Below are 26,056 nucleotides of genomic sequence, written 5' to 3'. Positions count from 1 at the left end.
TATGAAGTTTACCAACGGCACTTTGCTTGCCTCCCTGCTGGCCGTGGCGATCGTCGCCAGTGCCGCCCCGCTGAAGACCGATACGGCCAAGAGCATGGTGTCGGCCTCGTTCAAGCAGATGAACGTGCCGGTCGAGGCGAAGTTCACCAAGTTTGCGGCCAGCATCGATTACGATGCGGCCAAGCCGGACGCCGCCAAGGCCAGTGTCGAAATCGACACTGCCAGCCTGGACCTGGGCGATCCGCTGATGAACAAGGAAGTCGCCAAGAAGGATTGGTTCAATTCCGCACAGTTTCCCAAGGCGACGTTTGTCTCTTCAGGAATCAAGGCGGCCGGCCCGGGCAAGATGACAGTCACCGGTAAGCTGTCGATCAAGGGCAAGACAAGCGATGTCAGCTTTCCGCTGACGGTGAAAACGGAGGCCGGCAAGCACACCTTCGACGGCGCGCTGCCCATCAAGCGCCTCACTTACAACATTGGCGATGGCGAGTGGAAAGACACGAGCATGGTTGCCGATGAAGTCGTCATCAAATTCCGCGTCAGCGCGGCGCAGTAAACGCAGTACTTTCAAGATTCACAGACAATCCATTTCACAAGCACTTCACTCAAGGGACACCACATGAACATCAAGCACCTGATCATCGCCATGGCCGCCGCCGCCACCGCCACCGCCAGCTTCGCCGCCGACACCTACAAGATCGACCCGACCCACACCTTCCCGAGCTTCGAAGCCGATCACATGGGTATCTCCATCCTGCGCGGCAAGTTCACCAGGACCGAAGGCACCGTCGTGCTCGACCGCGCTGCGAAAACCGGCTCGATCGACATCACCATCGATGCCGATTCGATCGATTTCGGTAACGAAAAACTGAACAAGCACGCCAAGAACGAAGACATGTTCGACGTCGCCAAGTTCAAGGAAGTGACCTACAAATCGAAGTCGATCACCTTCAAGGGCGACGTGCCGGTATCGGCCGACGGCACCCTGACCTTGCACGGCGTGAGCAAACCGGTGACGCTGACGATCAACAAGTTCAAGTGCATCATCCACCCGATGCACAAGAAAGAAGTCTGCGGCGCCGACGCATCGGCCCAGTTCCTGCGCACCGATTTCGGCATCAGCTACGCCGTGCCGCCATTCGCACCGGAAGTCAAGCTGGCGATCCAGGTCGAAGCGGTCAAGAACTAAGCAAGCCGCTTGCGGCGGACGTGAAAAAGCCTCGCTTCCGGTGACGGAAGCGAGGCTTTTTACATGCTCACCAGCTTGAGACGTCCGGCTTAGCGGCCATCGCGGTCGAAGTCGCCCGGCATGGCGCGCTCGACTTTATCCCACGCCGCGCGGGTCGCCGACTTGGCTTGCTGCCAGTTCAGGCGCGACTTGCCTTTGGTGGTTTCCCATTCGTCCGACAGGTTGTTCTCTACCGAATCGAAGCTGGTGCCGGCATAACGGCCGCGGCTGTTGTAGCCGAGTTCGTACGCAGGACCGTAGTCGTCGTAGGTGTAGCCTGGCGAATAGTAAGGAGCGGTCTGGTACGAGCTGCGCCAGTAGGCTGCTTCTTCTTCCGGATTGACCAGCTGGCCGGCTGCCTTGCCCGCCATGCCGCCCGCCAGTGCGCCGATGGCGGCTCCGGCCGCCATGCCGACCGGGCCACCGACCGCACCGGCGGCTGCGCCCATCGCTGCGCCGCTACCGGCGCCCATGCCCTTGGCGAAGTGATGCTCATGCAGCTCGTCACCGGCTTTCGGGTTGATGACTTCGGCTGCGCCCTTGCCAGCCAGGCCGCCGGCGATACCGCCGATGGCCGCACCAGCGGCCATGCCGATCGGGCCGGCTGCCGCGCCGATGCCGGCGCCGGTCAGCGCACCAGCGCCAGCGCCGACGCCGGTACCGATGATGTGCTCGCCTTTGTTTTCGGTCCAGCTGCGCTCGATGTGGGTAGCGTCGTCATCGTTGCGTGGGTTCACACCCATCAGGATGCCGCCGTTCTTGATGCCTTCTTCGTAGTGCACGACGCGCTCTTCAGGAATGCCCGCGCCGATCAGTGCGCCGACCAGGCCACCGGCGATACCGCCAGCGCCGGCACCGGCCAGTGCCGCTGCGATCGGGCCGGCCACCACCAGGCCGATGCCAGGCAGGACCAGGGTGGTGCCGACGGCGGCGATGCCAGCCAGTACAGCGCCGATGGTGCCGCCGATGCCGGCGCCAACGCCTGCGCCTTCAGCCGCTTTGCTGCCGAGTTCAGTATCGGTGTCGTTGAAATAGGTTTTCCGGGTGTCGTCCGACATCATCAAGGTCACGTCGTCCTTGCTGTAGCCGCGGTCGGAGAGGGAGTTGTAAGCCCGCTCTGCACTGTCGCGATCACGGAACAGGCCGGTGACCATACGGGAATCTTTCTGGTTCGTGGTGTCGTAATTGCTCATTTCAATTTCCTTTCGAATTATGGATGTGCGGGGCTCGCATGCAAACCTGGAAATCAATGCCAGTGACGAAACGATAAGCCCGCTTGAACAAGGCTTCCGTACGTTGCCGCACTCAATCACGGTGTTTCCAAATGGCATGCCCAGCGCGGGCCGGCGCATTATTGCGCGTGGGAATTTCCATGAGGCCGCCGTGAAAAAGATGTTGAATCGTCCATTACGTTCGTTGCCGCACCGACCGTGCAAGGCGAGCGAATTATTCTTTTTCCATGGCCCGGCGATTGCACGCGGCCGCGTACATCACTTAACCAACTGGAGGAATCAACATGACATTCATCATCTGGATCATCGTCGGCGGTATCTTGGGTTGGCTGGCAAGCATGGTCATGAAAACGGATGCCCAACAAGGCATGATCTTGAACGTGGTGGTCGGTATCATCGGCGCCGTGCTGGGCGGCTGGCTGCTCGGTCCGCTTTTCGGCACCGGCACCATCAATACCGACGACTTCAGCATGTCCGGCCTGCTCGTCTCCTTCCTCGGCGCTGTGATCCTGCTGGCCATCGTCAACCTGCTGCGTCGCGGTAAAGTACGCTAAATGCGGTTCGCCCCATGACCAACGCACACGTGCGTTGGTTTTTTTTGCCTGGAATTCCCGATGACCAAGAAACCCCTCTATGTAGCATTGATCAGCTGTGCGCTTACCTTGCTGGGAGTGTTTTTGGTTTTCAATTTTATGCCGAGCGAGAAGAAAATCGAGCGGCAATTGCATCGCCTGTACGACACCGACGACCCGCAATTCCGCCGTTCCATGGGCGTGCTGCTGGGTCCGCCCATTCTCGAAGGCAACCAGGTCGAGGTCCTGCTCAACGGCGACCAGATCTTTCCTTCCATGCTCAAGGCGATTCGCGAGGCGAAACACACGATCACCCTGGAAACCTATATCTACTGGTCCGAATCGATCGGCCAGGAATTCACCGACGCGCTGATCGAGCGCGCCCGCGCCGGGGTCAAGGTGCACGTCATGCTCGACTTTATCGGCAGCATGAAAATGGACCTCGGCGCCCTTGACCGGATGAAGCAGTCCGGCATCGAAGTGCAGCGCTACCACAAGCCGGTCTGGTGGAAATTCACGCGCCTGAACAACCGCACCCACCGCAAGGTGCTGGTGGTGGACGGCCAGGTCGGCTTTACCGGCGGGGTCGGCATTGCCGACCAGTGGCGCGGTAGCGGCCAGGACAAGGAACACTGGCGCGACACCCACTTCCGCGTCGCCGGCCCGGTGGTCGGGCAGATGCAGGCCGTGTTCGCCGACAACTGGACCAAGGCCACCGGCGCCGTCCTCGACGGTCCGCATTACTTTCCCCCGCTCAAAACCGTGGGCGGCCACGCGGCCCAGATGTTCAGCAGCTCGCCCAGCGGCGGCAGCGAAAGCATGCTGCTGATGTACCTGATGGCGATCACCTCCGCGCGCGACACCATCCATCTGTCGAGTTCGTATTTCGTGCCGGACCAACTGACCATCAACGCGCTGGTCGCGGCCGCCAAGCGCGGCGTCAAGGTCAAGATCATCACGCCCGGCAAGGACATCGATTCGGACGTGGTGCGCATCGCCTCGCGCGAGCGCTGGGGCGCGCTGCTCGCGGCCGGCATCGACATCGCCGAGTACCAGCCGACCATGTTCCACGTCAAAGCGCTGGTGGTCGATTCGCTGATGGTCTCGGTCGGCTCGACCAACTTCGACAACCGTTCGTTCAGCCTGAACGACGAAGCCAACCTGAACATCATCGACCGCGAATTCGCCACCCAGCAAGTGAACATCTTCAACGACGACTGGAAGCGCGCGCGGCCAATCAGCCTGCAGGCCTGGCAGCAGCGCCCGTGGACCGAGAAAGTGGCCGGCGAAGTGGTCTCGCTGATCGGCGCCCAGTTGTAGGACAGTGGCCGCCCAGGCTTATTTCGACAAATTTTCCTGCGTGAAAAAAGTTGCCAGTTCCGCCTTATCGCGGACGTTCAGTTTTACATATATTTTTTGTAGAAAATTACGGACTGTTGCCGGCGCGATGTGAAGATGTTGCGCCACTTCCTTGTGCGAATAACCTCGGCTAAAGAGCCGTGCCACCGCCAGCTCGCGATGCGTCAAGGACAGGACCGGACTATCGCTCACTGCGTACACAAACAGCAGAGATGCATGACATCTTACGAGAACTCTTACTTTTTTCCCCGCGAACGACACCACGCCGACTCTGCGCAAGCCGTCCATGATCAAGGAAGGCAATCGATGCCCATGCCATCCCGGAAAATCCAGCTGGATCAATTCCACAAAGCGCGGCGTCGAAAACTGTATATCGCCCGCCGCAGTGATGATGGCAATGGCATCGCCCTTGGCCATGTGGTCGCCGCCGCAGGCCTGATTCAATAAAATGGCTTGACGCAGATGCGGGGTGAACGCTTCGATCAAAAATTCTTCGCGTGCGCTAAACCTGTCCTCTTCCATCGCGCGGTACAAAGAAAGGCTATCCCAATACCCGGTTCTTGGATTGCGCGCGGCCAGCACCAGTCCATTTTGATGGTGATAGCGGGTGGCGTAATCACGCACAACAGATTTTTCCTTTGCGGAGAACAGATTTTTTGTGTTGTATCGGTACGCCTTGTTCGGATGGGCGGTGACTTCTTCTAACACCGTGTCGAGACGGCTGATCTTCTCCCAATCGAGCTGCACCGTATCCGGTTCCTGATGAGTAATTGCACAATGCACCGTAGCGCTCCCATCTATCACCTCCACAGCGATCAGTCGTGCGGAATCGAATGCGAGCACCGACTTTGTACGGCAGAAAACGTAATGCGGAAACTCCCGCACGCTCCGATCATGAGCGCCACGATAAAGATCCAATAAATAGTCAGCGTATTTCATGGCCATCATCCGATGATGGATTGATCATCACGACATGCGTTCATTTTGGGCGGGCAATAGCCAAAGGCAATTCCAGCCCAGGAAAATGACATGCACGCCAACACAATTCCCCTTCTCATTAGAATAAGCACATGACGGCGCATGTTGATGATCCATGAAATTTCATGAATCGCTGACAACAGCACCTGATGCATTTGCATCATTCCTTTCCCTTGCGTTATGGCGGAAACTTATTTCCGCCACATCGACAGAGTGGCGATTAGTCGGCAACGCCTTAAGGGAAAAGCATCCGCATCCGGCCCGGCAATTTGCCACAGGGTGACAAGCCATCACCTACCCGATGCAATGAAATACCTTTTGCACTGCAAGCAGCGTGGCGCTGCCGGATATTCCTTGATGTACTTTCATTCATTCCTACTACGAGGGGATTATCATGGCAACTCAAAAAAACAGGCTACATGAAGTAACAGATCCGAGCGGCATCAAAATTCGCGCTTTCGATGAAACGAGTTATGCCAATTTTCAGAATACCTGCAACGTCACCGTTTACATACGAATCGTGTGGCCATACGGCGGCATCACCAATTTTGTCCTGCGCGCCGGGGAAACTCACTCGCTGTATATCGGCACAGGGGGTAATCCGTGCGGGTGCTATTCAACGCTGGGAACTCCCGATTGCGGGGATCTGTGCGGTGAAATACAAGGCGGCTATACCTATGTCACGTGTTGATGCCAAAAACATAGGCGTCGGGAACGCATTTATCGCCGTTAACAGCTGAACCGGCTTGCGGCACATGCCCGCCGCATGCGCGTATCGCATCAAGCGTACTCATCAGCTGCTGGCCGATCGTCCAAGGACAATCGGCCAGCAGAGACATCAACTCAAGGTTTCAGCCAGAGTCCTCAGCACCCACTGATCAACAGGCAATCCTATTTTTCCGCTCAAAATTTGATTGACTATTATTTGAGCGATAAGGATACTCTAGGGCGCTCAGCGAGCCAAGCCTGTTCCGATTGACCAAAAAGAGACGAAATGCGAATGAAAAAGACCTTCCTAACGCTAGCCATCCTCAGCACCGTTGCACAAGCCGACGAAGGCATGTGGATGCCGCAGCAGCTGCCACAAGTAGCCAAGCAACTCAAAGCCGCCGGCCTCAAGCTCGATCCGGCCAGCCTGACCAAGCTCACCGAATTCCCGATGAATGCGATCGTCAGCCTGGGAGGCTGTTCCGCATCGTTCGTCTCGCCGCAGGGCCTGGTAGCGACCAATCACCACTGCGTGTACAACAGCGTGGCGGTCAACTCGACGCCCGAGCGCGACTTGCTGGCCAACGGCTTCCTGGCCAAAACCCACGCTGAAGAACTGCCGGCCGCGCCGGGCAGCCACATCTTCGTCACCAAGGACGTCTCCAACGTCAGCGACAAGATCATCAGCCCCGACGTTGCCAAGCTGGCCGGCAAGGCGCGCGTCGACGCGATGGAAAAGAACATGAAGTCGATGGTTGCCGAGTGCGAAAAAGACGCCGGCCACCGTTGCACCGTGTCCAGCTACTACGGCGGACTCGAGTTTTACCTGATCAAGCAGCTGGACATTCGCGACGTGCGCCTGGTGCACGCGCCACCGGCCGGCGTGGGCAAATTCGGCGGCGACACCGACAACTGGATGTGGCCGCGCCACACCGGCGACTACGGCTTTTACCGTGCCTACGTGAGCAAGGACGGCAAGTCTGCCGCCTACTCCAAGGACAACGTGCCCTACCTGCCGAAAACGCACCTGAAGATCGCCAAGGAAGGCGTGAAGGAAGGCGACTTCATCATGGCGCTCGGCTATCCGGGCCGCACCAACCGTCACCGCCTGCCGTCGGAAGTGGCGTTCACCTTCGACTGGAACTATCCGGCTTTCGTAAAAGCATCGGCTGATACCCTGGCCATCATCGGGCAAGAAACCAAGACCAACGAAGATGCCAAGTTGAAATATGCGGGCCAGGTCGCCAACGTCAACAACTACTACAAGAACCGCAAGGGCATGCTGACCAGCTACGAAGGCAGCGACTTCCTGGCACGCAAGACGCGCGAACACGCGGACATGAAAGCCTGGGTCAACGCCAATCCGGCGCGCCAGAAAGAATACGCGGCCGACATCGAACAGGTCGAGAAACTGATTGCCCAGCGCGATGCCGAAACCAAGCGCGACTTCTACCTGTACTCGTCCGCGCCGCGCCTGCTGACCACGGCACGCCGCCTGTACCGCCTCGCTCATGAGACCACCAAGCCGAACGCCGAGCGCAAATCGGGCTACCAGGAACGCGACCTGCCGGCACTCAAGGCGGCCGTGGCCGCGATCGAGCGCACCTACGACGAAAAAGTCGACAAGGCGCTGGTCCTGAACAGCCTGAAGAAATACGCCGCCCAGCCGAAGGCCGAGCGCAACGCCAATTTCGACGCCGCTGTCAGCATCAATGACGGCATGAGCGAAGCCCAGCTCAAAGGCGTGCTCGACACCATGTACGCCGGTTCCAAGCTCGGCACAGCGGCTGAGCGCGCGGCCTGGATCGGCAAGACCCCGGCCGACTTCAAGGCCAGCAACGACAGCTTCATCAAGGCTGCCGTGGCCATGTACGACGCCGGCATGAAGAGCGAAGCCGAGGAAGAAGAGCTGGCAGGCAAGATCCAGCAAGCCTACGCCAACTACATGAAGGCCAAGATCGCCTACATGACCAGCAAGGGCCAGCCAGTCTATCCTGACGCCAACAGCACCCTGCGCGTGACCTTCGGCAAGATCGCCGGCCGCGATCATGGCGCCGACGGCACCGGCTCGTGGTCCGCCTTCACGACCGTCAAGGGCGTGGTAGCGAAGGCGACCGGCGAAGGCGAGTTCAACGCCCCGGCGGCGCAACTGGCGGCGATCAAGGCCAAGGATTTCGGCAAGTATGTCGATCCGAAGCTCAAGAGCGTGCCGGTGAACTACCTGGCGACCCTGGACATCACCGGCGGCAACTCCGGTTCGGCAGCGCTGAACAGCAAGGCCGAGTTCATCGGCCTGGCGTTCGACGGCACCCTGGACTCGATCATCTCCGACTGGGACTTCAACAAAGCCAACACGCGCGACATCCAGGTTGACGTGCGCTACATGCTGTGGAACATGAAGCATGTCGACAAAGCCGACAATCTGCTCAAAGAAATGAACGTGGAATAAGCCGGCGCGGGGCCTGCCCGCCGGTTTCCATCCGAATGCCTGCCTCCTTCCGGGACGCGGGCATTTTTTTCGTCCGGCGCTCCCTGACGGCGCCGGTGAATGCGCCAAGCGATGACAAAATTCTACAATTTTTTAATACCAATCTACGACCAGTCGAGTTACTATACATTCCAATCTAAGACCACATTCCCAAACCGGGGTCAGAGCTCTAAATCGAAATATTTTTAATTTTGCAAGTTTCAGAACCAGCATCAACACCCGGTGCGATACGCATGCAAGCGCTGTCGTTTCCGATTTAACGGGAAGGTATTCCTGGAACCGCCATGGACGACCAAGCTGAGGCGATCAAAAACACGTTTGTTGCTCATTAGAGCTCTGACCCCGGTTGTAAGGTTTTGGAGCTCAGCCGTAGGATTGTCGGAAAAATTTTTCAGGTGGAAAATATGTTCGAGAAACGCCAGCATCTGCTCTACTTTTCCCTGTTTTTCATCCTCTACGAACTCACCGTTTACTTGTCGAACGATATGATCATGCCGGCCATGCCGCAGGTCGTGCGCGAGTTCCAGGCGTCGAACCGGCATATCGGACTGTCGCTGAGCCTGTTCATCCTCGGCGGCAGCATGCTGCAGATCTTTCTCGGCCCCATCGCCGACCGCATCGGCAAGCGCAAGGTCATGCTGGCGGGCGTGACGCTGTATCTGGTGGCGACCGCCTTCGTGCCGTTTTCAAGCAGCATCGGCCAGTTCCTCACCGCCCGCTTCTTCCAGGGCATGGGCTCGTGCTTCATCTTCATCGGCTACGCCGCCATCCACGAACTGTTCGACGATGCCGAGGCCGTCAAGCTGACCGCCATGTTGTCCAATACCACCGTCTTCGCGCCGCTGATCGGCCCGGTGGTCGGCAGCGCCGTGATCAGTATGTTTCCGTGGCAATCGATTTTCGGGATCGGCTTTGTGCTCGGCTGCATCGCCTGGCTCGGCCTGTTCACCTTCATGCCGCGCACGGAAGCGCTCAAACCTCCCGCCGACCTCGCTTCGATCCGCGCCAGCTACCTGACCATCGTGCGCAACAAGAAATTCATGGCGGGGATTTTGATCGCGGCCATGGCGATTACCCCGCTGACCGCCTGGATCGGGCTGTCGCCGCTCATCATCATGGAACACATGGGCAAGTCGTACGGCACGTATATCCTGTACCAGCTGGTGATTTTCTCCGGATTCATCATCAGCACCATGGCGATTCAAAAACTCGGCGACGGTTTTTCGCTCACCCGCCTGATTCGCCAGGGCGCGGGACTGGCCGTCATCGGCATGCTCGGCGCAGGGCTGGTGTATCGGCACGGGCACCTGTTCATCGTCTGCATGTTCATCTTCTCGGCCGGCTTCGGCCTGTTCAACGGCGCCCTGATCCGCCTGTCGCTGACCGCCACCGGCGTATCGATGAACCTCACTTCATCCGCCATGAGCCTGCTGTATTGCGTGACTATCGCCGGCGGGGTCGAAATCTATAACCTGGTGTGCGCCCATTTCAATTATTCGCTCGCTTCCTATGCGCTGTTCAATGTGCCGCTGGGCGTGGTGATCGGCATCTGCCTGCTGCGCTTTGCCAGCAAACACGATGGACAGGAGACGGCGCTGGCGCAAGCGCCACAGGCCGAATAAGCAAGCGGACACGGAAATGGGGGCAGCATGAACGTCGATCTGGAATATGAAGTGCTGATCAAGGATCTGAAGGCCGAATTCCTTGCGTACAAACAGTGGGAAGCGTTCTGCCGCCAGGATGCGCATGGCGGCGCCGACGCCCAGGCGCGCCTGCAGGCGGCCGAAGCGTCGTATCGCCTTCATCTGCGCGAACTGCGCCACTTCGTGCGCCGCCATGGCGGCCAGGTCGATGCGCGCCGGCTATCGTCGCTATTGGCCATTCCGACCCAGCCGCTGGGCCCTGAAGAAATGATCATGCACCGCATCTGGCTGGGCGGAGCGCTGCCGGCCATGGCGCGCGAATCGGTACGCCAGTGGGATTGCGCGCTCGACGCCATCGGCCCGCTCGATGCCGGCCCCTACCGCCTGATGCTGTGGGTCTGGAACAGCGCGCAACTGCGCGACGATCCGTGCTTTCATCCGGCGCCAGGCGCGCGCCATGCGATCGGCACTTATCTTTGCGGCACGCGCCTGTTAACCGTCCATGCGCTGGAGGCGCTGGCGCGCGAGCGCTGCCCCGCCATCGCCGCGCTGCTGGCGCAATTGCACCACAAGCGCTACTTCGTCAATCTGGCCGATTATTTCAGGCTGCTGATCCTGCAGCGCTGCGGCGGGATCTATCTGGATGCGGACACCATGCCGTACCGCGCCGCCACGCTTTTCCTGTGCAAGCCGGAAGTGCCCGATTACGTCAGCTTTGCGGTGAACCGGGAGGCCAACCGCATCGACGCCAGTTTTGTCTGCTGGATGAACCTGTTCAACGACGAAAACGGCGTGCTGGTGGCGCGCAAGGACAATCCGTCCATCGCGCAGCTGATCGCGCGCATCGATGCCAATCTCGGCGCGATGGGGCCAAGCGTTCCCGACAAGGCGCACGGCGCACCTTACGCCGCCACCCTGCACGACGCCACCTACGGCGCCTGGCACCACACCATCGGGCGTTCGCTGGCGGCCTACCACGACCTGGCGGCGCGCCACGGCGTGCTGCATGACGATGCGCCGGAAACCATCGTCAGCGGCCTGCACGGCATGCGCCTGCGCGTCGACGCCCTCAGCGGCGAGCCGGTGCCGCTCACGCCGTCGGAACAGACCGGCTACGACAGCTGCATCGCCGCGCTCGGCCAACGCGGCTGGACGCTGGCCGACATTCGCGAACTGCCCAGGATGGCCGTGCTCCTGTCGACCACCGAAGTGCCGCGCATGGCGTACGCGTCGCAACTGCGCGCAACACCGGCGGGCTGCCACTACTATTCCTTCCTGTCGCAAGACGCCAATCTGGACCGCGTGAACGATTTGTTCGGCGCCTACCTGATGGCCATCAATGCCGACCGTATCCGGCGCGGCAACTTCTGGCACCAGACGCGCGGCCCTGGCACGGCGGGCGAGCGCAGCTATGCAAGCGTGCATGCCAGCCTCGCCACCCGATCGCGCGGCGCCCATGCGAACGAAAGCTGACGTGAACGCCGACCCGCACCACTTCGTGCCAGGCCCGCGGATCGCCGATGCGCAGCGCGAGCGCATGGCGGCGCTGCTGTTTGCGACCAGTTATCTCGAATACTGCTCGTTCGGCAATCGCCTGCGCCTGCCGCTGGTCGCTTTGCAGCGGCGCCAGAATATCGATCCCTATATCGCCCATGCGCATGGCCTGTACGATGGCGCCGGCCGCTTCAAGGGCTTTTACACGGCCGCCACCATCGCCGAATTCGCCGACGTGCACGCGGTCTCGTATTACCGCGATGAGATGCGCGCCATGGATGCCGCCTACGACGCCTTTATCGCCTTGCACGCGCGCGCCAGCGACCTGTTTGTAGCGAGCCTGGCCATCGAAGAGCGCTTTCGCGGAAGCGGCCTGCTGAACCTGATGCTGGCCCATATCGCGGCACTGGCGCGCGCCAAAGGCAGCCCGCGCACCGTGCTCACCGTGTGGGAAAACAGCGCCGCCATGGGCATTTACCTGAACAAGGGATTTGTCTCGCTGGCGGTATTCGATTACGCGGCCGAGCTGTTTTTCGACCGGCTGCATTTCATGGAACTGGTGCCACCTGGAGGATCGCAATGAACGCCCCTATCGAGACCATCGGCAAGCATAGTGTCGACGAGCGCAACCGGTCGACCGTGGCAAAGACCACGGCGCGCCTGAACGACCGTTCCGGCGGCGCGCCGCTGCGCGTGCTGTCGGAACAGGACTGGGACTTCTGGACAAACAACGGCTATATCGTCATTCCCGACGCAGTCCATCCGGACCAGCTGGCGCGCCTGGAACAGCTGATCTGGGAATTCGAGGAACTCGATCCGCAGGATCCGGGAACCTGGTACCCGCCCGAAAAATCGCGCCTGCGAAAAACAGAGCTGAGCTTCAATGCGGGGATGATAGAGTTATACCATCACCAGTATCTGTGGGACACGCGCCAGATGCCGCGCGTGCACGACGCGTTTGCCGATATCTGGGGCACGCGCGCGCTGTGGGTATCGATCGACCGCATCAACCTGAATCTGCCGCCCGAGCCGGGCTTCGAATTCAAGAGCTTCATGCACTGGGATTACGATCCCGAGAGCCAGCCTCAGAATGTGCAGGGCGTGCTGTCGATCAGCGACCAGACCGATATCGAGGTGGGCGGCTTTGTCTGCGTGCCGTCGCTGTTCCGCGATTTCGAGGCCTGGCGCGCCACCCAGCCGGCCGACTGGGACTGGTACCGGCCGGATGTCTCGGCCCTGCCGCACGTGCCGGTGTTATTGAAAAAGGGCGATCTGCTCATTTTCAACAGCCGCCTGTGCCACGGCATCCGCCAGAATGTCTCGGCCAACAAGGTGAGGATGGCGCAGTACATCTCGATGATGCCGGCGCAGGAGCATGACGAGGCATTGAAACAATGGCGCATCCGCTCCTGGCGCGAGCGCGAAGCGCCGGCCGGATACAGCTTGCACGGCGATCCGCGCAAATGGGAACAAACAAAATACCAGCGGGCGGAGTTATCGCCGCTGGGCGAACAACTGCTGGGCCTGCGGCCATGGCAGGACACGGAATAACGATTTTTTACGGATAGCGAGGAATTTCAAGATGCAAACGACTATGCAGCACAACATCGGACAGTTATTCATGGTCGGCTTCGACGCCCTGGAGCCGAACGAGCATATCATCGGCCTGATCCGCGAGCGCCGCATCGGCGGCGTGATCCTGTTCCGGCGTAACGTCCACACGCCGGCGCAAGTGTCCGCGCTGTGCCAGAAGCTGCAAGAAATCAACGCCGAAGTCAGCGACCAACCCTTGCTGATCGCGCTCGACCAGGAAGGCGGCATGGTGATGCGCATCGAACAGGGCGTCACGCCGATTCCCGCCGCCATGGCCTTCCAGGCGGCAGGTTCCGTGCAAGACTGCCAGCAAGTCAATTTCATCAACGGCGACGAGATGCGCCAGATCGGCATCAACATGCTGCTCGCGCCGGTGCTCGATGTGAACAACAACCGCCTGAACCCGATCATCGGGGTGCGCGCCTATGGCGAAGATGCCGACACCGTGGTGCGCTACGGCATGGCGGCCCTGCGCGGCCAGCAGGCGGCCGGCGTGATCGTCACCGCCAAGCATTTCCCCGGCCATGGCGACACGGCGGTCGACTCGCATTACACGATGGCGCTGGTGCCGCACAGCCTGGAGCGCCTGCGCGCGGTCGAGCTGGTGCCGTTCCGCGCCGCTATCGACGGCGGCGTGGACGCCATCATGACCGCGCACGTGGCGTTTCCGGCGATCGAAGCCGATCCATCGGTGCCGGCCACCTTGTCCAAGGCCGTGCTGAGCGGCCTGCTGCGCGAGGAAATGGGCTACCAGGGCGCGATCATTTCGGACTGCCTGGAAATGGGCGCGATTGCCGACGGCGTGGGCGTGGCGGCGGGCGCGGTGGCGACCCTGCAGGCGGGCTGCGACATCGTGCTGATCTCGCACCGCGAAGACCAGCAGCGCGCCGCGCTGGAGGCGGTCTCGCGCGCCGTGGCGCAGGGCGTGATCGATGCGCAGCGGATCGATGAAGCGCTGGCGCGCGTGCGCCGCCTGAAACAGGCGCGCGCGGTGGGCGACTGGCGCGAGCGCGCCGCCACCCCGGGCGGCCTGATGACGGCGGAGTCGATTGCGCTGACGAAAAAAGTGCAGAAAGCGGCCTTGCGGGTGCAGGGCGACTTCCGTCCGCTCGATCCGGCGCTGCCGGTACGCCTGATCACGGTCGAGGTGCGTTCGCGCAGCGAAGTCGATGAAGTCGCGAACGGACGCAACAACGAAGCGCGCAGCTCGATGCTGCCGGCGCTGCGCCAGGCCGGGCTCGACGTGACGGAATATGCGATGTCGGCCGAGGCGCTCGATGCCGAAGTGGCCGCGGCGATCGCCTTTGCCGATGGCGCGCAGCAAATCGTGGTACAGACCTACAACGCGATGCTGGTCGAAGGCCAGCGCCGCCTGCTGGCAGCCATGCCGGTCGACAAGCTATGGGTTGTCGCCGGCCGCCTGCCGTACGACCTCGACCTGGCGCCGCAAGCGCAAGGCCGCCTGGCCGCCTTCGGCTGCCGTCCGGCCGCGCTGGAACCGGTGGTCGAGCGCCTGATCAGCGCCGCATAAACCCCGCCGGTGTCAGGTCTGACATTCTGTCACCCGCCGGTGTCAGGTCTGACATTCGGACACGGCCTCTGCAAAAACCCCGCCGGTGTCAGGTCTGACATTCGGACACGGCCTCTGCAGATATGCAAGGCCTGGCTTCTTAACAGCAGAGACTGTGTCCGAATGTCAGACCTGACACCAGCATGCAGACACCGGCATGACACAGGCGTCGGGAACATAACGGATCGATTACCGATGGCCGGTTTGGCGTAACTTCACCATTGCCTGTCGCGTTCCAGCAAGACGCTGTACATACCCGCCCCGTACATTGGCTGCTCCACCCCACGGAGGAGCCACCATGTCGGACAGCATCGAGCGTCGTCATTTTATGGCAGCACCGGGCAGCCTGGTCGCAGGCGCCAGCCTCGCCCCGCCCCCCGGCCCGGGCCCGAGCCGATGGCGGGCCTGCCCGCGTTCCCCTCAGTCGCCCGCCAAACCAACTGGCACCGTGCATCCCCTGGGCGGCTACCCGATGGCCGACCGGGCCGACGATGGCGTGGTCGACGCCGGCGGCCAGGTGTTCGATCCGCGCGCCGCGCCGCAGTCGGTGGATGCCGGCCTGAGGGTGATCGACGCCGCCATCGTGCCGGCCTCGCTGGGCGCCAATCCCTTGCTCACCATCGCCGCGCCGGCCGAGCGCGCCGCCGAACGCTATTGCCTCTGAGGATGCCCATGAACGCCTTCCCGCACAAATTCCTGTTGGCGCTGCTGGTGCTGCTCCCCTGCCTGGGCTGGGCCCGCGGCATTGCGTTTTCCGAAGACATGCACGGCTACGCCTATCACCAGGGCCAGTACCGCGCGGCGAGCGTGTATTTCAAGGTCGTGATCGACGATATCGACGCCTGGCGCGCCAATCCGCAGCACCTCGCCAAACTCAGCTGCGAACTGGTGCTCGACCGCGTGCCGGCCGGCAGCGCCAGCGGCAGCTTGCAGATCCTGGCGCCGGGCGCCAACGGACGGGTGCTGACCTACCGCTTCCAGGGCGCGGCGCTGCGGTTCGTCGGCATCAAGCACGTCTACAACAATGCCGGGCCGGACATGCTGGACGACATGACCACCTTGCGCGGCGCGTTCCAGGCGCAGGGCCTGCCCCAGCCGAGCGTGCCGGACTTGCTCAAGGGCGACGCCTGGACCTCGGAACTGCACTTCGCGTGGTGGCAAGCGGCCACCTTGTGGAATTTTTCGTGGTCGTTCTCCACCATCGCCACGCCCTGGTACGAGGAACTGGCGGTGAAGGTGCTGTTCCTCAAGACCGTCTTCGGCGACCTGGCGCGGGTGCTGTTTCCCTGGGCGCTGTGACGATGCCCAGCCGCGCCGACGCCAACCGCTGCCGCTTCGTCCCCGGCAATCGCGCCGGGCATTACGAAAGCTACTTTCTGCGCGCCAACGACGCCGGCCGTGCGCGCGCCTTCTGGATCCGCTACACCTTCTTCAGCCCGGCCGGCCGGCCGCGCCTGGCGGTCGGCGAAGTCTGGGCCGTGTGGTTCGATGGCGAACAGCGCCGCATCGTGGCGCTCAAAAACCAGTTCGCGCTGGCCGACTGCGCGATCGGGTCCGGCGCGCCGGACCTGCTGATCGGCCACACGCACCTGAGCGCCACTTGCCTGGCCGGCAGCGCCAGCGGGTCCGGCCACAGCATCGCCTGGGCGCTCGGCTACACCGCGCCGCGCGCGCCGCTGCTGCTGCTGCCGGCGTCGATGTACGATGGGCGCTTTCCGCAAGCGAAGGCGCTGGTGGCGGCGCCGGGTGCGCTGTTTTCGGGCGAGCTCGAGGTCGATGGCGACACCGTGGCGGTGCGGCAGTGGCGCGGCAGCCAGAATCACAACTGGGGCAGCCGCCACACCGATACCTATGCCTGGGGCCAGGTGGCCGGCTTCGACGACGCGCCCGGGGTGTTCCTCGAATGCTCGACGGCGCGCCTGAGATGGGGCCCGCTCCGCTCGCCACAGATGAGCCTGGTGGTGCTGCGCATCGGCACCCTGGAACTGTCGCTCAACAGCATCACGCAAGCGCTGCGCACGCGCGCGCGGATCGATGGTTTCAGCTGGGACATCGATGCCCGCGCCGACGGCGTGCGGGTCGAGATCCGCATCGACGCGCCACGCGAGGCATTTGCCGGCTTGCATTATCCGAATCCGCCGGGCGGCCTCAAGACCTGCCTCAATTCCAAGCTGGCGGCGTACAGCATGAGCGTCACCCTGCGCGGGGAGGCGCCGCGCAGGTTCCACTCGCGCCACGGCGCCGCCTTCGACATCCTCACCGACCGCACCGACCACGGCGTGGCCATCCTCGCCTGACACGAAAGCCTGCCATGACACCGACCCCGACCCCACGCCGGCACCTGGCCGCCCTGCTGATCCTGACCAGCATCCTGTGCCGCGTACCCGCGGCGGCGGCGCCGGACGCCGCCGCGCCGGCGGCCTACATCGACGGCGCGCCGGTGCACGCGCTCACCTTGCGCGCGCTGCGGCACCAGGCCCGGGACCAGCCGGGCCGCCCGTCCGCCGACGCGCTGCTGGCCGGAATCGTGGCCGACCGCCTGCAAGCGCGCTGGGCGCGCGAGCGCTTCGGCGCGGCGCAGCTGTATCCCGCCAGCACGGTCGGCTTCGCGCCAGGCGTGGCAGTCGACGAACGCCTGGTCGGCCTGCTGCGCAGCATGCACGCCGGCGAACTGGAGTCGGTCCTGCGCGCCCTGCCCGGCGCTACCCTGGCAGGCGCGATCGAGGCCACCTATCCACTGGCGCCGGCGACGCTCGAGCGCCTGTTCGGTGCGCCGGGCGCGCTGCGGCTGGGCTACGACGTCACGCCCGAACAAGCCGCGCTGGCCGCCCGCACGCCGCTGCTGCGCTATCGCCTGGGCCAGGCGGCCCCGGTCATCCTGAGCGTGCTGGACGTGCTCGAGCGCCAGAACGTGCAGGGACGCATGGAATTCTTCAACCGCAAGATGGACTTCATTGCCCGCCAGGCGCACCTGCGCGTGGCCGGCCTGTTCGTGCTCGACTGGGCTGGCCGCCGCTTCGGCGCGGCGGCCGTGGCCGACCTGCGCCAGGCCCTCGACGATCAGGAGGCGGTGCGCGGCGCCATGCGCCTGTACGGGCTGGCGGACGGCGCCGAAGCGCACAGTCCACGCCAGGCGGCGCTGGCGCGGCAGGTCACGCAGGCCGACGTCAACGCCTTTTACAACGCGCACAAGGACCAGTTCCGGCGCATCGACAAGGTCCGGGCGCGCCACATCCGCGTGGGCAGCGACGCGCTGGCACAGCACATCCGGGCCGAGCTGGCGGCCGGCAAGGACTTCGGCCTGCTGGCGCGGCGCCACTCGCTGGCCCCGAGCGCGGCGCGTGGCGGCGCGCTCGGCTGGGTGAGGCATAGCGGCGCGCCGGACTGGCTGTCGGCGCTGGCGCTGCAGCAGCCGGCGGGCCAGGTATCGAGCCCGTTCCGCGCGCCGGTCGGCCCGTCCGCGCCGGCCACGTGGGACATCGTGCTGGTCGACCAGCGGGTCGACGGCTTCTACCCGCCCGGCTCGGAAACGGTGCGCTACATGGCGCGCAAGGCTATCGCCCATGAGCGCGCCCGCGCCGAATTTGGCAGCGCCCGCAACGCCCTGGTGCGCGCCGCCACGGTCGAGCTGACGGCCACGGGCGCGCCATGAAGGCGATGCCGATGGCGCTGGCTGGCGCGCTGACGGTCGCGGGCGCGCTCTGGCTGGCCTGGCCGCAGGAGCAGGAGCGGTATCGGCCGGCTCGCGCCAGCGCCGCCCCGAATCCGCCCGCCGCCGGCCGTCCCTGGCTGGACGACTGGCCGCCGGCCAACCAGGCCAAGCCCGGTGCCGGCACGCCGCTGGCGGCCGCGCACAGCCTGGCACAAACGCACTTGCACGGCGACCCGGACGCCCCGCCCATCGCACGCGACATCCCCGCGCCGGCGCGCCCCACGGCGCAGGAGCTGGCCGACCCCAAGGCTTACCAGGCGTTCGAGGCGCGCCAGAACGCCCAGGTGCTGGCGGCCTACGTGAAGGCGGTGGACGAAGAACTGCCGCGCCTGCGCGAGGACATCGCGCGCGGCCGCGCCATGGGCATCGCCGCCGACCAGCTCGCCAGGGCGGAAGAGAAGGTGCGCGCACTGGAAAACATGCGCGCGCAGCTGGTCAAAGATCACCCCGCGCCGGGGAGGTGAACGCGGCCGCACGCGGGCGCGACGTTGCAGCAAGCCGGCCGGGCATCGCGTCCGCGATGTCCGCAATCACGACAAGAAGATGGAGACCAGATGAAAGCACTATTCAAGCTCGCCCCCGTGGCGTTGGCCCTGCTCGCATGCCTGCCGGCCAAGGCGTGGAACACCGAAACGCACCGGCGCATCGTGCTCGACGCCGTCGAATTCATGAAAACGCACCCCGGCCAGACCCGCTACGCGAGCCTGCTGGCGGGCGTGACGCGGGCCGGCTACACGATGGAGCAGTTCGCCGCGGCGATCGGCCAGGGCGCGCACGATGTCGACTATTTCGAGGACACCTATATCTGCGGCGCCACCACCGGCAACTGCCAGGGTGCGCCGCTGTGGGGACTCGGTTCGGGGCTGGCGCGCTACACCTCGTTCTGGCACTTCCAGAACCACACGGCCGGCGCCGATGCGCACGGCAATGACTTCGGCGGCTACCACTACGCCAGACTGGGCAATCCGGGCGACATCGACAAGCTGGCCGCCGCCTGGCTGGTGGGCGATTACCTGGACGACGGCGCCGGCGGCCTCGGCGGCTGGTTCGGCGATGCCAGCAAGTACAACAGCTACGGCGTCACCGAAGCGCGCTACCGCCAGGGCGGCTATTCGACGCCGGGCATGTACCGGGATTACCAGCACTTCCCGTTCCAGCCGATCGACAACCTGGCGCAGCATTTCTGGACGCGCTTCCTGCAGGCGCCGTCGGCGCAAGCGCTCGGCTTCGTCCTGCACGCGACCGACCTGCTGCAGCCGCACCACACCTTCAACGTACTCGGTCACCACCATTCCGGCTGGGAAGGCTGGATCGCCGACTATTACGATGCCGAAAAGCTGGGCGATCCGGCGCTGGTGCTGGCGGCGCTGAACGATTTTGCGCCGCTGGCCAATCACGCGACCGACATCCGCCCGCTGCTGACGCAGGGCGGCACCTATTCATACAAATATGGGGGAGCGGTGCTGTCGTCGACCGATCATGCGCTGCGGCGCGGGGTGGCCAAAAAAATGGTCCCGCACGCGATCGCCATGGTGGTGCGCGTGCTGGACCGGGCCGCCGTGCGGCTGGCCCTGTAGTAGTAGCGTTCGTGTCCGAATGTCAGACCTGACACCAACCGCTGGTGTCAGGTCTGACATTCGGACACGGGCCCATCCGTCAAGCGGCGCTGTCGTTCAGGCGCGAGTGGCGGATGCTGTACGCAAAATAAGTCAGCACCGCCACGCACATCCAGATCGCAAACACGGTAAACGTGGTCTTGGACAAGTCTTTCATGATGTACAGGCAGGCGGCCACGCTCAGGCCCGGCACCAGATACGGGCCGAACGGCACGCGGAAGCCCTTGGTCAGCGATTCGCCCATTTTCTTGCGCATTACCGGCACCGCGATCGATACCACGATGAAGGCCGTCAAGGTGCCCATGCTGACCATGTCCCACAGGTAAGTCGAGTCGACCAACCCGGCCACCAGCCCCACCACCAGGCACACGATCAAGGTATTGCTGACCGGCGCCTGGGTGCGTGCACTGACTTTCTGGAACGTTTGCGGAATCAGGCCATCCTTGCTGATCGCGTACAAAATCCGGGTCTGACCGTAGATCGTCACCAGGGTCACGCTGAACACCGAAATCACGGCGCCGGCCGACAGCACCAGCGCCGGCCAGGTCTTGCCAGTGACGTTCTGCAAAATCACCGCCAGGCCCGCTTCCTGGCCGGCGAACATCGCGGCCGGCTGGGCGCCGAGGGCGGCTACCGCGACCAGCATGTAAAACACGGTCACGATGCCGAGCGCTGCAAGAATGCCGATCGGCACGTTGCGGGTCGGGTTGCGCACTTCTTCACCCGCCGTGGCGACTGTATCGAGTCCGATGAACGAGAAGAACACCGTGCCCGCCGCCGCCGTCACCCCGGCCATGCCGGCAAAGCCCTTGCTGTTATCGGTGTTGAAGAAAGGCGTGAAGTTGTTGATGTCGAAGCCGGAAAATGCAATCACGACAAAAAACACCAGGATCGCCAGCTTGACCAACACCATGATGGCATTGGTGGTGGCCGATTCCTTGGTGCCGCGAATCAGCAGCGCGCCGCACATGATCACCAGCAAAATCGGCGGCAGGTTGATGTGCCCGGCCCGGATTTCCATGCCGTGCTCGCCGGAGACGAACATCGGCGTGCGCAGCATTTCGGGTATCTGCCAGCCGACGGCATTGGTGAGAAAGTTATTCAGGTAGGCCGACCAGCCGATCGCGGTGGCGCTGGCGGCCAGGCCGTATTCGAGCAGCAGGCAGGCGGCCATGATGAAGGCGGCGAACTCGCCGACGGTGGCGTAGGCGAACGAGTAGGACGAACCCGACGCCGGGATGCGGAACGACAGTTCGGCGTAGCACAACGCGGTCAGACCGGCGGTCAGCGCGGCCAGCAGGAACGACAGCACGACCGAGGGACCGGCCTTGGGCACCGCCTCGACCATGGTGAAAAAGATGCCGGTGCCGATGGTGGCGCCCACGCCGATCATGGTCAGCGGGAACAATCCCATGGTGCGCGCCAGGCCGGTTCCTGCGTGCCCGGGTTGGGGGGCGGTTTTGCTACCGGCAGGTTTGATGCGGAACAGCTTCTGGCCCAGAGTTTGATTCACGGATTCGTCCCTTTTGTCGCGCTAGATGAATGGCAGCAGCGATTATAGGGGCTATTGCCATTTACTTATACACATCTTTTGCGCGCGAAAAACGGGGCATGCCGGACTGACAACAGCCACGCGCGCGTCCCGCCGCATCACTTGCCGAGATCGACTTTCCGCTTGCTCTTGCCACGGAAAAAGCTCACGATGGCGCCGCCGGCGAGCAGCAGGGCGAACAGCCTGCCGAACAGGCCCAGCTTGGTGGCCACGCCTCTACCTACGACTAATTGTCAATAAATCAGCATGTCGCAATAAAAGCTCATACGCCAATGTAAAGATGCATTTAAGATGCATATTTGCTAGAATGAACTAGTTCTCACCGGAGTCTTCCATGCATCTGACCCGTTTTACCGATATGGGCCTGCGCGTCCTGATTTACCTGGCGCGCGCCGGCGAACGGCGCGTCCCGGTCACGGTGGCCGAGGTGGCGGCCCAGTTCGCGCTGCCGGTCAACCATCTGGTCAAGGTGGTTGGTCACCTGGCGCGCGCGGGCTGGGTGTGCGCCACCCGCGGGCGCAACGGCGGGCTGCGCCTGGCCGCCGATGCCGCCACCCTGAGCATCGGCGCGGTGCTGCGCGAGCTCGAAGGCGACAGCGAACTGGTCGACTGCGAAGGCAGCGGCTGCCGCCTGAGCGGCGACTGCCAGTTGCGCGCCGCCCTCAGGAACGGCATGGAAGCGTTTTACGGGGCCATGGACAAGGTCACCCTGGCCCATATCACGCACGGCAACACCGGCGAGAAAATCGTGCGCATGCACAGGATGTTCCTCGACCAGGGCAGCGTGGCTGCCTGAGGCACCGCCATCGGACGGGCGCGTTGACACGCGCCTTTTTTACGACGTTAAAGTTGCATCCTATATGCAACAAATTGAAAGGATTGTATGATTTCTGCCGCTTCCCGCCCCTACATCGACGCCAGCGTTCCTGTCCTGCGCGAGCACGGCGTGGCCATCACCACCACGTTTTACCGCAATATGTTCGCCGAGCATCCCGAACTGACTAACTTGTTCAATATGGGCAACCAGGCGAATGGCGCCCAGCAGCAGTCGCTCGCTTCGGCCGTGTTTGCCTACGCCGCCAACATCGGCGACCCGGGCGCGCTGGCGCCGGTGATCGAACGCATCGTGCACAAGCATGTGTCGGTCGGCATTCGCGAAGAACACTATCCGATCGTCGGTCGCCACCTGCTCGGCGCCATCGCCAGCACCCTGGGCGAGGCCGCCACGCCGCCGCTGCTGGCCGCCTGGGACGAGGCGTACCGCTCGCTGGCCGCGCTGTTTATCGAGGCCGAGCGCGCCATGTACGCCGGCGCCGGCATCACGCCCGGCCAGCGCCGCGCCCTGCGCGTGACCGCGGTCACGCGCGAAAGCGCGGACGTGGTCTCGATCCGCATGGCGCCCGAGGATGGCTTGCCGCTGGCAAGCGGCAAGGCTGGCCAGTACCTGAGCGTGCAGGTCGATTTTGCCGATGGACGGCGCCAGATCCGCCAGTACAGCCTGTCCGACACGACGCAGCCGGACAGCCTGCGCATCTCGGTCAAGCGCGAGCCGGCCGGCCTGGCCACCCCGGCGGGGGAAGTATCGAACTGGATTCACGATAAAGTGCGCGTGGGCAGCGTGCTGCAGGTCTCGCCGCCGTTCGGCGACTTTGCGCCGGACACCGAGTCCGAACAACCGCTGCTGCTGCTGTCGGCCGGCGTCGGCGTCACCCCGATGATCGCGGCCTTGAAGCGCATCGCCCAGGTCCATCCGCAGCGCCGCGTGATCTTCGCCCATGCCGCCCGCAATGCGGAGCATCACGCGCACCGGCTTGACGTGCTTGCCGCGCGCAGCGTCATGCCGCATCTGCAGGTGTTCACGTTCTACGAAGAAGTAAGCGCTCACGACAACGGCGTGCTGGCGGGACGAATGGACATCGCGCGCCTGCCGGCCTGGCCGCGCACGGAGGCCAATGTGTACCTGTGCGGACCGCTGCCCTTCATGCAGGCGCAATGGCTGGCGCTGGTCGGCGCCGGAGTCCCCGTCACGCGCCTGCACCGCGAAGTATTCGGGCCGGACATGCTCGACCATCTGTTGTAAGCGCGCGCAACACGGGGGGAGCTTACAAAAAAAAACACTGCCCTTGTGCAATATAGGATTTATGATAACGAAATTCAAAGGCAATCTTGCCTTTCCGTTCGCTTGTTTCCTATATTGAAAAAAATGATGACACAGAAATATCGTCCGACCAGCGCCGCCGTCCTGCTGCTTTCCCTGTCGCTGGCCGGCGGCGGCGCGCTGGCCGCACCGGCCCTGAAGGTCGGCGCTTCCATCAGCAAGCCCGGCATGACCGTGATCGACCTGACCCCGGACGATGGGCAGGCCGCGGCTTATCGCTTTCACGACACGGCCTCGTCCAGGCTCGATGCCAGCCTCACTGTCCCTGCGCCGTCGTGGACGCAGACCGAGAGCGCATCGAGCGGCAAGTTCGAACTCATCGACGCCACGGCGCTCTACGGTACCTCGGCCTCCGCCAGCAGCGCGGGCCAGTGGGGGAACCTGCGCACCGATATTCAACTCGACGACAGCGTCGGCCATCGCGGCGCTGGCGCCGGCAACGTTACCCAAACGATGACTGTGCTGGTCACAGCGCACACGCAGCTGGTGTTCTCCGCCTATGGCGAGGTAGCGATCGACAATCGCGCCGGCACTTCTTACGGCAATGCCGTAACGACCGTCTATTTCGGCGGCGAATACTGGGTCCGTGGCATGCAGCAAGGAGCTGGCTGGAACGACAGCGGCGTACGCGGCGAGACGTTCTCCATGTCGTACGTCAACAACACCAGCACGGAACAGTACGTCACCTTGAACATGAATATCCTCACCAGGGCGGTGTACCAGGCCTCGTCGCCCGTGCCTGAACCGGCAAGCTACGCCATGTTCGGGCTGGGCGCGCTGATGGTGGGCGCTGCCGCGCGGCGCCGTCGCCGCACGGCCAGCGCCGCCTGAGCCAGGCGCTAGCAGCCTGTCGAACTTGGGGAGTCGAAGCGAGAAAATAGCTGGGCGAGGCCAGATTTTGACGATTTCGCAGTGCCAATAGCGAGCTATTGGCCGAGAAAGCGGCGAAATATGGACCGTCCCAGGTATTTTTGCAGCCGACGATCCCAAGTCCGACAGACTGCTAGCGCTGGCCGAGCGTGGTCGGCCCGAACAAGTCCTTGTACTCGCGCGGCTGCGAGCGCCAGTACTGGGGCGGTGCGTCGACTTGGGCGCCCAGCTGCGCGGCCGCGTGCCACGGCCAGCGCGGATCGAACAGCATCGCGCGCGCCAGCGCCACCACGTCGGCGTCGCCGCGCGCGACAATCTCTTCGGCCTGCCGCGCGTCGGTGATCAGCCCCACGCCGATGGTCGGCATGCCGGTCTCCGCGCGGATGCGGGCCGCAAAGCCGATCTGGTAAGACGGCCCCACCGGGATTTTTTGCGCCGGCGAGATGCCCCCGCTCGAGACGTGAATGAAGTCGGCGCCGGCGGCGCTCAGTTCCTGCGACAAGCGCACGCTCTGCTCGATATCCCAGCCGCCATCGACCCAGTCGGTGGCTGAAATCCGCATGCCCACGGCCATCGTCGCCGGCACCGCCGCGCGCACGGCCGCGAACACGTCGAGCGGAAAGCGCATGCGGTTTTCCAGCGCGCCGCCATACTGGTCGCTGCGCTGGTTCGACAGCGGCGAGAGGAACTGATGCAGCAAATAGCCGTGCGCGGCGTGCAGCTCGATCGCGTCCAGCCCCAGCGCGTGACTGCGCTGCGCCGCCGCCACGAACGCGTCGCGGATGCGCGCCAGGCCCTCGTCGTCGAGCGCCAGCGGCACCGTTTCACCATCCGCGTGCGGCAGCGCCGATGGCGCCACGGTCTGCCAGCCGCCATCGTCGATGGCGATATTGGCGCCGCCTTCCCACGGTACCTGGCTCGACGCCTTGCGCCCCGCGTGCGCGAGCTGGATGGCCAGGCGGATCGGCGCGTGACGGCGCATGGCGGCCACGATCGGCGCCAGTGCGGCGGCATGGTCGTCCGACCAGATACCGAGGTCTTTGGGAGAAATACGTCCTTCGGGCGAGACGGCGCTCGCCTCGAGGAACAGGATGGCCGCCCCGGACAAAGCCAGGTGGCCCAAATGGATCATGTGCCAGTCGCTGGCGATGCCTTCGTCGGCGGAGTACTGGCACATCGGCGCGATCGCGATGCGGTTGGCCAGCGTGACTGGCCCCATGCTGAAAGGTGTAAACAAGGTGCTCATGGATTGCCTTGATGCGCGTGTAAAAAACGGTACGGGG

At 63.4% G+C, this 26,056-nt stretch carries 26 protein-coding genes; 20 read left to right on the top strand and 6 right to left on the bottom strand.

Features of this window, described 5'->3' with window-relative positions; all coding sequences use genetic code 11:
* The first annotated feature begins 1 nt into the window (after window position 1).
* Both F2P45_RS17035 and F2P45_RS17030 read left to right on the top strand, forming a co-directional pair.
* Window positions 2-556 (top strand): YceI family protein, encoded by a 555-nt coding sequence (locus tag F2P45_RS17035; RefSeq protein ID WP_166877496.1) that lies wholly within the window; start codon window positions 2-4, stop codon window positions 554-556.
* Between the two features lie 63 nt (window positions 557-619).
* A complete protein-coding gene (locus F2P45_RS17030) occupies window positions 620-1,189 on the top strand; it encodes a YceI family protein (RefSeq protein WP_166877494.1) in 570 nt (189 codons plus the stop codon).
* A gap of 89 nt (window positions 1,190-1,278) precedes the next feature.
* Here F2P45_RS17030 and F2P45_RS17025 read toward each other — a convergent pair whose 3' ends face one another.
* Window positions 1,279-2,421, bottom strand: a complete 1,143-nt coding sequence (locus tag F2P45_RS17025; RefSeq protein ID WP_166877491.1) for a hypothetical protein — start codon at window positions 2,419-2,421, stop codon at window positions 1,279-1,281.
* Window positions 2,422-2,744: 323 nt separating this feature from the next.
* Here F2P45_RS17025 and F2P45_RS17020 point away from each other — a divergent pair, with 323 nt between their 5' ends.
* Both F2P45_RS17020 and cls read left to right on the top strand, forming a co-directional pair.
* Window positions 2,745-3,014 (top strand): GlsB/YeaQ/YmgE family stress response membrane protein, encoded by a 270-nt coding sequence (locus tag F2P45_RS17020; RefSeq protein ID WP_166877489.1) that lies wholly within the window; start codon window positions 2,745-2,747, stop codon window positions 3,012-3,014.
* 60 nt (window positions 3,015-3,074) lie between these two features.
* Entirely contained in the window at window positions 3,075-4,352 is a 1,278-nt protein-coding gene (gene cls, locus F2P45_RS17015; RefSeq protein WP_166877486.1) for a cardiolipin synthase, read from the top strand.
* An 18-nt stretch (window positions 4,353-4,370) separates the two neighbouring features.
* On the opposite strand, the gene F2P45_RS17010 is transcribed toward cls, so the two are convergent.
* Entirely contained in the window at window positions 4,371-5,330 is a 960-nt protein-coding gene (locus tag F2P45_RS17010) for a helix-turn-helix transcriptional regulator (protein ID WP_166877483.1), read from the bottom strand.
* A 5-nt stretch (window positions 5,331-5,335) separates the two neighbouring features.
* Window positions 5,336-5,524, bottom strand: a complete 189-nt coding sequence (locus F2P45_RS17005) for a hypothetical protein (RefSeq protein WP_166877480.1) — start codon at window positions 5,522-5,524, stop codon at window positions 5,336-5,338.
* Between the two features lie 239 nt (window positions 5,525-5,763).
* On the opposite strand from F2P45_RS17005, the gene F2P45_RS17000 reads away from it, so the two are divergent.
* Window positions 5,764-6,060: a hypothetical protein gene (locus tag F2P45_RS17000; RefSeq protein WP_166877478.1), complete on the top strand. Its 297-nt coding sequence runs from the start codon at window positions 5,764-5,766 to the stop codon at window positions 6,058-6,060.
* Here F2P45_RS17000 and F2P45_RS16995 read toward each other — a convergent pair.
* The gene (locus F2P45_RS16995) at window positions 6,050-6,211 is read right to left on the bottom strand and encodes a hypothetical protein (protein WP_166877475.1); all 162 of its coding nucleotides are present in this window, start codon (window positions 6,209-6,211) and stop codon (window positions 6,050-6,052) included. The two genes, F2P45_RS17000 and F2P45_RS16995, sit on opposite strands and share 11 nt — an antisense overlap.
* Before the next feature lie 158 nt (window positions 6,212-6,369).
* Here F2P45_RS16995 and F2P45_RS16990 point away from each other — a divergent pair, with 158 nt between their 5' ends.
* From F2P45_RS16990 to F2P45_RS16935, 12 genes are all read left to right on the top strand, one after another.
* A complete protein-coding gene (locus F2P45_RS16990; protein WP_166877473.1) occupies window positions 6,370-8,526 on the top strand; it encodes a S46 family peptidase in 2,157 nt (718 codons plus the stop codon).
* 443 nt (window positions 8,527-8,969) lie between these two features.
* Window positions 8,970-10,187, top strand: a complete 1,218-nt coding sequence (locus tag F2P45_RS16985; protein ID WP_166877470.1) for an MFS transporter — start codon at window positions 8,970-8,972, stop codon at window positions 10,185-10,187.
* Window positions 10,188-10,214: 27 nt separating this feature from the next.
* Window positions 10,215-11,681 carry a glycosyltransferase gene (locus tag F2P45_RS16980; protein ID WP_166877467.1) on the top strand — a complete coding sequence of 489 codons (1,467 nt, stop codon included), beginning with the start codon at window positions 10,215-10,217 and terminating at the stop codon, window positions 11,679-11,681.
* Complete coding sequence (locus F2P45_RS16975) at window positions 11,665-12,285, top strand: GNAT family N-acetyltransferase (RefSeq protein WP_166877464.1); 621 nt, start codon at window positions 11,665-11,667, stop codon at window positions 12,283-12,285. Before F2P45_RS16980 ends, F2P45_RS16975 begins: the two co-directional genes overlap by 17 nt.
* Window positions 12,282-13,253, top strand: a complete 972-nt coding sequence (locus F2P45_RS16970) for a phytanoyl-CoA dioxygenase family protein (RefSeq protein ID WP_166877461.1) — start codon at window positions 12,282-12,284, stop codon at window positions 13,251-13,253. Before F2P45_RS16975 ends, F2P45_RS16970 begins: the two co-directional genes overlap by 4 nt.
* A 31-nt stretch (window positions 13,254-13,284) precedes the next feature.
* The gene (gene nagZ / locus F2P45_RS16965) at window positions 13,285-14,826 is read left to right on the top strand and encodes a beta-N-acetylhexosaminidase (protein WP_166877458.1); all 1,542 of its coding nucleotides are present in this window, start codon (window positions 13,285-13,287) and stop codon (window positions 14,824-14,826) included.
* Window positions 14,827-15,163: 337 nt separating this feature from the next.
* Window positions 15,164-15,529 carry a GMC oxidoreductase gene (locus F2P45_RS16960; protein ID WP_166877456.1) on the top strand — a complete coding sequence of 122 codons (366 nt, stop codon included), beginning with the start codon at window positions 15,164-15,166 and terminating at the stop codon, window positions 15,527-15,529.
* 8 nt (window positions 15,530-15,537) lie between these two features.
* A complete protein-coding gene (locus tag F2P45_RS16955) occupies window positions 15,538-16,164 on the top strand; it encodes a hypothetical protein (protein ID WP_166877453.1) in 627 nt (208 codons plus the stop codon).
* A 2-nt stretch (window positions 16,165-16,166) separates the two neighbouring features.
* On the top strand, window positions 16,167-17,162 hold the full coding sequence (locus F2P45_RS16950) for a hypothetical protein (protein WP_166877450.1): 996 nt from the start codon (window positions 16,167-16,169) through the stop codon (window positions 17,160-17,162).
* 14 nt (window positions 17,163-17,176) lie between these two features.
* The gene (locus F2P45_RS16945; RefSeq protein ID WP_166877447.1) at window positions 17,177-18,517 is read left to right on the top strand and encodes a peptidylprolyl isomerase; all 1,341 of its coding nucleotides are present in this window, start codon (window positions 17,177-17,179) and stop codon (window positions 18,515-18,517) included.
* Complete coding sequence (locus F2P45_RS16940; protein WP_166877444.1) at window positions 18,514-19,041, top strand: hypothetical protein; 528 nt, start codon at window positions 18,514-18,516, stop codon at window positions 19,039-19,041. Before F2P45_RS16945 ends, F2P45_RS16940 begins: the two co-directional genes overlap by 4 nt.
* Before the next feature lie 90 nt (window positions 19,042-19,131).
* Complete coding sequence (locus tag F2P45_RS16935; RefSeq protein WP_166877441.1) at window positions 19,132-20,154, top strand: phospholipase C/P1 nuclease family protein; 1,023 nt, start codon at window positions 19,132-19,134, stop codon at window positions 20,152-20,154.
* A gap of 79 nt (window positions 20,155-20,233) precedes the next feature.
* Here the strand turns inward: F2P45_RS16935 and F2P45_RS16930 are convergent, their stop codons facing one another.
* On the bottom strand, window positions 20,234-21,706 hold the full coding sequence (locus tag F2P45_RS16930; protein ID WP_166877438.1) for an APC family permease: 1,473 nt from the start codon (window positions 21,704-21,706) through the stop codon (window positions 20,234-20,236).
* Window positions 21,707-22,079: 373 nt separating this feature from the next.
* Between F2P45_RS16930 and F2P45_RS16925 the strand changes: the two genes are divergently transcribed.
* The 3 genes from F2P45_RS16925 (at window position 22,080) to F2P45_RS16915 (ending at window position 24,734) form a co-directional block, all read left to right on the top strand.
* Window positions 22,080-22,541 carry an RrF2 family transcriptional regulator gene (locus F2P45_RS16925; RefSeq protein WP_166877432.1) on the top strand — a complete coding sequence of 154 codons (462 nt, stop codon included), beginning with the start codon at window positions 22,080-22,082 and terminating at the stop codon, window positions 22,539-22,541.
* Between the two features lie 87 nt (window positions 22,542-22,628).
* On the top strand, window positions 22,629-23,825 hold the full coding sequence (locus F2P45_RS16920) for a globin domain-containing protein (RefSeq protein ID WP_166877429.1): 1,197 nt from the start codon (window positions 22,629-22,631) through the stop codon (window positions 23,823-23,825).
* A 123-nt stretch (window positions 23,826-23,948) separates the two neighbouring features.
* Window positions 23,949-24,734, top strand: coding sequence for a PEP-CTERM sorting domain-containing protein (locus F2P45_RS16915; RefSeq protein ID WP_166877426.1), 786 nt, complete (start codon window positions 23,949-23,951; stop codon window positions 24,732-24,734).
* A gap of 172 nt (window positions 24,735-24,906) precedes the next feature.
* On the opposite strand, the gene F2P45_RS16910 is transcribed toward F2P45_RS16915, so the two are convergent.
* Window positions 24,907-26,019 carry an NADH:flavin oxidoreductase/NADH oxidase gene (locus F2P45_RS16910; RefSeq protein ID WP_166877424.1) on the bottom strand — a complete coding sequence of 371 codons (1,113 nt, stop codon included), beginning with the start codon at window positions 26,017-26,019 and terminating at the stop codon, window positions 24,907-24,909.
* Between the last annotated feature and the right edge of the window lie 37 nt (window positions 26,020-26,056).

This window comes from Massilia mucilaginosa (assembly GCF_011682145.1).
Lineage (GTDB): Bacteria > Pseudomonadota > Gammaproteobacteria > Burkholderiales > Burkholderiaceae_D > Telluria_A > Telluria_A mucilaginosa.
The sequence above is the reverse complement of the archived record's forward strand: the minus strand, read 5'-3'. Positions and strand labels throughout refer to the sequence as shown.

Coding starts and splice junctions, on each gene's coding strand:
- F2P45_RS17035 (WP_166877496.1), top strand. CDS start 2: ATGAAGTTTACCAACGGCACTTTGCTTGCCTCCCTGCTGGCCGTGGCG.
- F2P45_RS17030 (WP_166877494.1), top strand. CDS start 620: ATGAACATCAAGCACCTGATCATCGCCATGGCCGCCGCCGCCACCGCC.
- F2P45_RS17025 (WP_166877491.1), bottom strand. CDS start 2,421: ATGAGCAATTACGACACCACGAACCAGAAAGATTCCCGTATGGTCACC.
- F2P45_RS17020 (WP_166877489.1), top strand. CDS start 2,745: ATGACATTCATCATCTGGATCATCGTCGGCGGTATCTTGGGTTGGCTG.
- cls (WP_166877486.1), top strand. CDS start 3,075: ATGACCAAGAAACCCCTCTATGTAGCATTGATCAGCTGTGCGCTTACC.
- F2P45_RS17010 (WP_166877483.1), bottom strand. CDS start 5,330: ATGAAATACGCTGACTATTTATTGGATCTTTATCGTGGCGCTCATGAT.
- F2P45_RS17005 (WP_166877480.1), bottom strand. CDS start 5,524: ATGCATCAGGTGCTGTTGTCAGCGATTCATGAAATTTCATGGATCATC.
- F2P45_RS17000 (WP_166877478.1), top strand. CDS start 5,764: ATGGCAACTCAAAAAAACAGGCTACATGAAGTAACAGATCCGAGCGGC.
- F2P45_RS16990 (WP_166877473.1), top strand. CDS start 6,370: ATGAAAAAGACCTTCCTAACGCTAGCCATCCTCAGCACCGTTGCACAA.
- F2P45_RS16985 (WP_166877470.1), top strand. CDS start 8,970: ATGTTCGAGAAACGCCAGCATCTGCTCTACTTTTCCCTGTTTTTCATC.
- F2P45_RS16980 (WP_166877467.1), top strand. CDS start 10,215: ATGAACGTCGATCTGGAATATGAAGTGCTGATCAAGGATCTGAAGGCC.
- F2P45_RS16975 (WP_166877464.1), top strand. CDS start 11,665: ATGCGAACGAAAGCTGACGTGAACGCCGACCCGCACCACTTCGTGCCA.
- F2P45_RS16970 (WP_166877461.1), top strand. CDS start 12,282: ATGAACGCCCCTATCGAGACCATCGGCAAGCATAGTGTCGACGAGCGC.
- nagZ (WP_166877458.1), top strand. CDS start 13,285: ATGCAAACGACTATGCAGCACAACATCGGACAGTTATTCATGGTCGGC.
- F2P45_RS16960 (WP_166877456.1), top strand. CDS start 15,164: ATGTCGGACAGCATCGAGCGTCGTCATTTTATGGCAGCACCGGGCAGC.
- F2P45_RS16955 (WP_166877453.1), top strand. CDS start 15,538: ATGAACGCCTTCCCGCACAAATTCCTGTTGGCGCTGCTGGTGCTGCTC.
- F2P45_RS16950 (WP_166877450.1), top strand. CDS start 16,167: ATGCCCAGCCGCGCCGACGCCAACCGCTGCCGCTTCGTCCCCGGCAAT.
- F2P45_RS16945 (WP_166877447.1), top strand. CDS start 17,177: ATGACACCGACCCCGACCCCACGCCGGCACCTGGCCGCCCTGCTGATC.
- F2P45_RS16940 (WP_166877444.1), top strand. CDS start 18,514: ATGAAGGCGATGCCGATGGCGCTGGCTGGCGCGCTGACGGTCGCGGGC.
- F2P45_RS16935 (WP_166877441.1), top strand. CDS start 19,132: ATGAAAGCACTATTCAAGCTCGCCCCCGTGGCGTTGGCCCTGCTCGCA.
- F2P45_RS16925 (WP_166877432.1), top strand. CDS start 22,080: ATGCATCTGACCCGTTTTACCGATATGGGCCTGCGCGTCCTGATTTAC.
- F2P45_RS16920 (WP_166877429.1), top strand. CDS start 22,629: ATGATTTCTGCCGCTTCCCGCCCCTACATCGACGCCAGCGTTCCTGTC.
- F2P45_RS16915 (WP_166877426.1), top strand. CDS start 23,949: ATGATGACACAGAAATATCGTCCGACCAGCGCCGCCGTCCTGCTGCTT.
- F2P45_RS16910 (WP_166877424.1), bottom strand. CDS start 26,019: ATGAGCACCTTGTTTACACCTTTCAGCATGGGGCCAGTCACGCTGGCC.